Source organism: Nostoc sp. CMAA1605 (assembly GCF_021596505.1).
Classification (GTDB): domain Bacteria; phylum Cyanobacteriota; class Cyanobacteriia; order Cyanobacteriales; family Nostocaceae; genus Trichormus.
This window is the reverse complement of the sequence record NZ_PJIZ01000055.1, coordinates 36510-43030: the sequence shown is the minus strand read 5'-3', so window position 1 is coordinate 43030 and position 6521 is coordinate 36510. Positions and strand designations below refer to the sequence as shown.

General features: G+C 41.0%; 8 protein-coding genes and 1 pseudogene. 5 read left to right on the top strand and 4 right to left on the bottom strand.

The genetic code is table 11. The features are described 5' to 3' along the window. The first annotated feature begins 19 nt into the window (after window positions 1-19). Window positions 20-265: a UPF0175 family protein gene (locus CV014_RS18270; protein ID WP_236143330.1), complete on the top strand. Its 246-nt coding sequence runs from the start codon at window positions 20-22 to the stop codon at window positions 263-265. Further along, window positions 262-753 (top strand): annotated as a pseudogene (locus CV014_RS18265) (DUF3368 domain-containing protein). The gene CV014_RS18270 and the pseudogene CV014_RS18265 overlap by 4 nt, the downstream one beginning before the upstream one ends. On the opposite strand, the gene CV014_RS18260 reads toward CV014_RS18265, so the two are convergent. From CV014_RS18260 to CV014_RS18250, 3 genes are read right to left on the bottom strand one after another with little or no spacing between them, the layout of a single operon-like run. Next, window positions 750-914 carry a hypothetical protein gene (locus CV014_RS18260; protein WP_236143327.1) on the bottom strand — a complete coding sequence of 55 codons (165 nt, stop codon included), beginning with the start codon at window positions 912-914 and terminating at the stop codon, window positions 750-752. The pseudogene CV014_RS18265 and the gene CV014_RS18260 sit on opposite strands and share 4 nt — an antisense overlap. Before the next feature lie 7 nt (window positions 915-921). Beyond that, window positions 922-1362 (bottom strand): PIN domain-containing protein, encoded by a 441-nt coding sequence (locus CV014_RS18255; RefSeq protein ID WP_236143326.1) that lies wholly within the window; start codon window positions 1360-1362, stop codon window positions 922-924. Then, window positions 1362-1661, bottom strand: coding sequence for an RAMP superfamily CRISPR-associated protein (locus CV014_RS18250; protein WP_236143325.1), 300 nt, complete (start codon window positions 1659-1661; stop codon window positions 1362-1364). Before CV014_RS18250 ends, CV014_RS18255 begins: the two co-directional genes overlap by 1 nt. Window positions 1662-1976: 315 nt before the next feature. On the opposite strand from CV014_RS18250, the gene CV014_RS18245 reads away from it, so the two are divergent. After that, window positions 1977-2201, top strand: a complete 225-nt coding sequence (locus tag CV014_RS18245) for a helix-turn-helix domain-containing protein (protein WP_236143324.1) — start codon at window positions 1977-1979, stop codon at window positions 2199-2201. Between the two features lie 66 nt (window positions 2202-2267). Continuing rightward, window positions 2268-3254, top strand: coding sequence for a DNA-methyltransferase (locus tag CV014_RS18240; protein ID WP_236143323.1), 987 nt, complete (start codon window positions 2268-2270; stop codon window positions 3252-3254). 18 nt (window positions 3255-3272) lie between these two features. Here the strand turns inward: CV014_RS18240 and CV014_RS18235 are convergent, their stop codons facing one another. Then, complete coding sequence (locus tag CV014_RS18235) at window positions 3273-3866, bottom strand: restriction endonuclease (RefSeq protein WP_236143322.1); 594 nt, start codon at window positions 3864-3866, stop codon at window positions 3273-3275. A 172-nt stretch (window positions 3867-4038) separates the two neighbouring features. Here CV014_RS18235 and CV014_RS18230 point away from each other — a divergent pair, with 172 nt between their 5' ends. Then, a complete protein-coding gene (locus tag CV014_RS18230; RefSeq protein ID WP_236143321.1) occupies window positions 4039-6495 on the top strand; it encodes a VIT domain-containing protein in 2457 nt (818 codons plus the stop codon). The last annotated feature ends 26 nt before the right edge of the window (window positions 6496-6521 follow it).

The window sequence follows — 6521 nt, the reverse complement described above, 5'->3', positions numbered from 1 at the left end:
TGTAGAGATAAATCCAGCCATGAGCATCGTTATTCCTGATGAAATTTTAGCTGCAACCCGTATGACTGATGCTGAACTGAAACAAGAAATTGCAGTTATGCTGTTTCAGAAAGATAAACTCACCCTTGCTCAAGCCAGTCGTTTGGCAGGGATGAACCGGATTGCATTTCAGCATTTGCTTGCCAGCCGTCAAATTCCGGTTCACTATGGGGTGGATGATTTTGAACAAGACATCAAAAACTTGCAGAATATGGGCAGGTTATGATTATTGTTAGCGAGACCTCACCGATCAACAATCTTGCAGCCATCAATCACCTGAACTGACTACAACAACTATATGATACGGTGATTATCCCGGAAGCAGTTTACCAAGAACTAACTGATCCCGAATTTCCCGTAGCAGGTGCAACTGAAGTCAAAACTTTTGACTGGATTCAAACTCGTCAAGTGAGCGATCCCAATGTTGTAGAAGCATTGGCAAATGACTTAGATAAAGGTGAAGCTGAAGCAATCGCTTTGGCACTAGAAATCAAAGCGGATCAACTTTTGATTGATGAACGTCGTGGTCGTTTGATTGCTGATAGACTGCAACTTCGATATGTAGGGATTTTAGGCATTTTAGTTGAAGCGAAAAGTCGAGGACTGATTTCGACAGTCAAACCCTTAATGGATGCTTTGCGTAATCAAGCAGGGTTTTGGATTGATGCAGCTTTATACAATCGAATTTTACAGCTTGTTGGGGAGGATAATTAAGCGTAGGTGCGATCGCCCTGCCAAAATCGCCGTAAAGTAGCTCTAGAAGTGTGAGCATCTTGCCACCAACGCGCCGTACTAGTTTTAGTCCACCCAAGACGTTTTCGCGCCTTGTCTACAATTCCCAGTCCAGTTGTTGATGCTTTGAGCGAGTTTGACATATATCTGTTAACTGAGCAGATCGTCTCTATTTTGACTTAAAGAGAGCTGTTGTAATATCTGACTCACAGACAATACAGGAATCGAAGCATCGGCAAATTTAGTATCACGAGTTACAATCGCATCTAAATTTTGAGCGATCGCACAAGCAATTTGCACAGCATCTTCAAAATCTGTAATACCAGTAATTAGAGCAGCTTCAAGAGTAGAACGATCAACTAGACAAATCTCCATAGTAGCTATGATCATTGAGATTGCTTGTCTTGCACGCTCAATACTTTGGGTTTGTCTTTTAGCAACGTAGAATATATCAGTTAAAGTTGTTGCCGTCACATAACCAACAATTTCTCCAGAACTGATCGCTTGAAACAATATTTCTGCATCTGAAAAGAAGGGATTTCTTTCTAGTAGAAAATCTAAAATAATATTTGTATCAACTAAGACTCTCATTATAGATATTTTTCTACTAGACGTTGTTCTAACATGGCTTTCACTTCACTATCTGTAGGCGCAGGCTGATCCGTTTTGAGAAATCCACGCATTTGGTGAATTACATTTGTTTGTTCTACACGTGAACGTAAATGTCCTTTAAGAGAACTACCAGGAATAACGGGTAACTCAGGTAACTGCCTTTGTTCTAAATTATCGATGTGTTCACGCTGGATTGATTCGATAATTAGAGAGATGAGAGTTAGGCGATCGCTTGTTGATAATTGATCAATCTGTTCTTTGAGTTCTTGCAAAGTCATATAGTTAGTTTGATGGTTGATATCTGAATTCTAATAAAAAAGATTAGGTGCGATCGCCCTTTTATTCTAAAACCTGAATGCGATGGCTACGCCCGCCGCAGGCATCGTACAGGGTACGGTAGGCGATTGCCCTGCCGAAATCGCCGTCAAGTAGCTCTAGAAGTGTGAGCATCTCGACATATATCTGTTAACTGAGCAGATGATTTCAAAGTCGAAGGGTTTGAGCTTTCCTCACTAGTAAGACTGAGTTACGCTTGAAAATGCAATCTTGATTAGATAAACCTGTTAATTTCAAGCATTATTCTCGACTAACGTATGACAGACTCAATTGCTAAAAATGGTGCTGAATTACTCTCTGTAGCTCAAGCTGCCAAATTACTTGGTGTCACACGCCAACGAGTACACAACTTAATTAAGAATGGTCAAATTATAGCTTGCAAACTTGGACGTTATTACTACATAGAAAATGTTGAAGTCGAGCGATATCAAAATCAACCGATGGGAAAACCTTATCAACCTCGTAGTACAAATACACTATAATTCTATTGACAATTGTAAATAGAGTTTTTATACTAGTTATATACAGCAAAACTCAAATATACAGTAATGCTACCTTTTCAACTGATTGCTACTGATGTTGCACAAGAACGGGAATTAAAAGAAATCTATAAAAGTGAATATGGAATTCTCTATCAAGGAGATTGTCTAAAATTTCTCTCAGCATTACCGAATGAATCTGTAGATATTGTATTTGCTGATCCACCTTTTAACCTTGGTAAAGAATATGGTAAAGGCGTGAGTGATCAAATGGCAGATGATGAATATCTAAGATGGTCAAAACAGTGGTTGAATCAGAGTATTCGAGTTTTGAAAAATGGTGGCAGTTTATTTGTATTTAATCTACCTAAATGGTGTATAGAATATGGTGCATATTTGAATCAGCAAGGAATGAATTTTAGGCATTGGATTGCTTGTAGAATGCCGAAAGCGTTTCCTAGAGGCAAAAAAATGTCTCCGGCTCATTATGGATTACTTTATTACACTAAAGGAGAACCAGCAGTTTTTAATAAGGTTTATACACCCATTCAAGTTTGCCGACATTGCGGTGGGGAAATTCGTGATTATGGTGGACATCGCAAAAAACTTAATCCACAGGGTATTAATTTAATGGATGTTTGGGATACACCGGAAGATGTTTGGGAAGAAACTTCTGAAGCTAACTCTCAAGATATTTTATGGACACTAGCAGAAGAAATGTGGACAGATATTCCACCAGTGCGCCATCGTCAACACAAAAAACGAGTTCCTAATGAACTTGCACCCATTATGCTAGAGCGAATTATTGCAATGGCATCCAATCCTGGACAAATTGTAGTCGATCCGTTTGGTGGATCTGGTACTACATTTTATGCAGCAGAAAAGCTACAGCGTTACTGGATTGGTTCAGAACTTGGAGATACAGATCCGGCTGTAGAACGATTAACTGATCTTGCTAACGGAATTATCGAACAATGGGAATCAGCAAGGGGAAATAAGAAATCAAAGCAAAGTAAAATCAATGCTTCACAACTTTCCATCCCCTATACTCAATAAATATTTAAATCAGAAAATTTAGATTAAAGCACGTCCATCTGTTCCTTTAGTCAGTGTTGGGACATTACTATCTAGCTGATCATGTTCAATTACAAAAATCGCCAGAAACCCTTCTTGGAGTTGAACTGATCGCCAAACATCAAAATATGGTTCTAACTCTTCGTAGTTACCAATTCTATCAGTTAAATAAGGGTAAAGTTTCCGACTGGGAAGAACTAAAGCAGCACCTAGAAAAACACCACGAATTAATCCCAAAACCATTTTGTTAACTGCGCGATGGCTGGAAGAAATATTTCCAGTTTCCCACTCAAGCGCAAACAAATAATTATCAATTACTTTTGTAGCATCAACTTTTCCTGGTGATTTCGTAGCATAGTTAATGGGAGTTTCTAATCTCCATCCAAATCTATCTCTTAATGCAATCATGCAAGCTTCTTTAATCGGCTTGACACCATTACCATGCTTTTTTGGATTGATGGTAAAGCTAGATGTACCAGGAGGGTGAACAATTAGAGCGATCGCATCACGAATTTCAGAGCGAATTATAGCCCAATCGCTCGATTCTTCAAAACTCCCAATACTAATTAATGAAACTTCTTGAACAATCTTCATCACAAATTCTCACTGCAACTCAATACACAAGCTATTCAGCATATATTCTGGTGAAAATCAGCTTTTGGCAATGAACTAATCACTGAGCATTGACTGAACACAAAACTGAGCATATCTGCCAAGTAAACGCGCCTACGCTAGAGACATAACAAAACAGCGTAAGGTAACAGATATGACTCAAACTATAGAACGCCAAGCTGGTGGCTTATATGTTCAAACTTCTGAACAACAGCAAGTTGCTTTCCCCCTGAAGCATACTGAGGTACAAGCCAAAATTGCGGGGAATATCTCGCGGGTGGAAGTTACCCAAAGTTTTGAAAATCCTTTCACAACTACATTAGAAGCTGTCTATATCTTCCCGCTACCGGATGAGGCGGCTGTTGATGATATGCTGATTCGGATTGGTGACAAGACTATTAAAGGTAGTATTAAAAAACGCCAAGAAGCACAGCAAATTTACGAGCAAGCAAAGCAGCAAGGACGCACCGCCGGACTGTTGGAACAAGAACGGGACAACATTTTTACCCAGTCCCTCGCCAATATTCAACCAGGTGAGCAAATTGATGTGATTATTCGCTACTCTGAAAGTTTGAAATTTACGGCGGGTAATTATGAGTTTGTTTTCCCGATGGTGGTTGCTCCGCGTTATGTTCCAGGGATACCAATTGAGGGAAATGCGGGTGGTGTTGGTTCGGCTACTGCACCGATGACGCAAAATCAAGATACGGATATAGTTCCTGATGGTTCACGGTTGAATGCACCTATCTTACCATCGGGTATGCGATCGCCCCACGATATTAATGTCACCATAGAAATTGATGCAGGGGTTGAGGTGCAAAATGTCCAGTCTCCTTCTCACCAAATTCAGATAAGTTACGCACAAAAGCGGGTGTTGGTGAAGTTGGCGGGTGGGGATACTATTCCTAATAAAGACTTGATTTTACGCTATCAAGTCGCTGGCGAATCTACCCAAGCTACCTTACTCACCCAAGCTGATGAACGGGGTGGACACTTCGCACTATATCTAATTCCTGCACTTCAATACCGTCAGGATCAAGTTATTCCTAAAGATGTGGTGTTTCTCATCGATACTTCTGGTTCGCAAATGGGTGCGCCACTGATGCAATGTCAGGAGTTGATGCGCCGCTTTATTAATGGACTTAATTCTGATGACACTTTTAGTATTATTGATTTTTCAGATACGACTCGGCAATTATCGCCTGTTCCCCTCGCCAATAATTCCCAAAATCGCACCAGAGCCATCAATTATATTAATCAATTGACTGCTAATGGTGGCACGGAAATGTTACGCGGGATTCGTGCTGTATTGAATTTCCGAGTCACAGATCCTGGACGGTTGCGGAGTATTGTACTGCTAACTGATGGTTATATCGGCAACGAAAACCAAATTTTCTCAGAGGTGAAACAACATCTCCAACCAGGAAACCGCCTGTATAGTTTTGGTGCTGGTAGTTCTGTGAATCGCTTTTTACTCAATCGCATCGCAGAATTAGGACGGGGTACGGCGCGCATCATTCGCCACGATGAACCAACGGATGAGGTAGTCGATAAATTCTACCGTCAAATTAACAATCCAGTTCTGACTAACATTAATTTGCAATGGGAAGGCGATGGTGATGCGCCAATTATCTATCCTGCTACGCCTCCAGATTTGTTTGCGGAACAGCCGTTAGTTTTATTTGGTAAAAAGCCTGATGCGCGTGGGGGAAAACTGCACGTTACGGGAATTGTTGCGGGTGGTACACGTTATCAGCATACCTTTAACCTGGACTTTGAGGAAATTGGAAACCCTGCGATCGCTCAAATTTGGGGACGTTCCCGCATCAAGGAATTAATGAATCAGATGGTGCATGGTGAAACTAAGTTGGGTGTGGAAGCGGTGACAGATACGGCTTTGACTTATCAACTGTTGTCGCAATATACAGCTTTTGTGGCGGTGAGTGATGATGTGCGAGTTGATTCGCGTCAGGGTTCAGTGTCGGTGCAAGTACCTGTGGAAATGGCTGAAGATATCAGTTATCAAGGTATTTATGGGAGTGCTGTTAGTGCTGCTGCACCTCCTCCCATCATGGCAAATATGGCGTATCCTGCGCCTGAATTTTTGCAACGTAAGCGAAGCCTAGCATCTCCAAGCGCGCCAGAAGCGGAAACTGAATTCTCATCCTTTCATCTCGAAGAACTCAATGAATTATCATTCAGTGATCTCAGTGACTGTTTTATGGAAGCACCCCCGCCACCGGAAGCTTACAGTGATTTGAATGAAGATTTGGAGGATTTACGGTTATTGTTAGAAGCAGAAACCTTTGATCCTGAAATTGCTCCTGTCGTGTATTTAAAGGTTGTGAGTGTAACAGGATTGAATGAACAGATGGTTGCGCTTTTGACTCAGTATTTAGAATCTATCCAATTACCTACAGGTTTTAGCGGCGATTTAGTGTTTGAGTTGCAGATAAATAAAGGACGAGTCAGACAGGTGTTGTTTGATGAAGAGGCTTCTACCCTTAAAGAACAGACTGTAATTGATATTATCAGGCGATCGCTTGTTTCTTGGCGCATCCCTCAATTGCTCACAGCTACAGTATCTTTAACACTGCGATTGCAAAGGTAATACAAAATTATACCGGGTCTATCCCG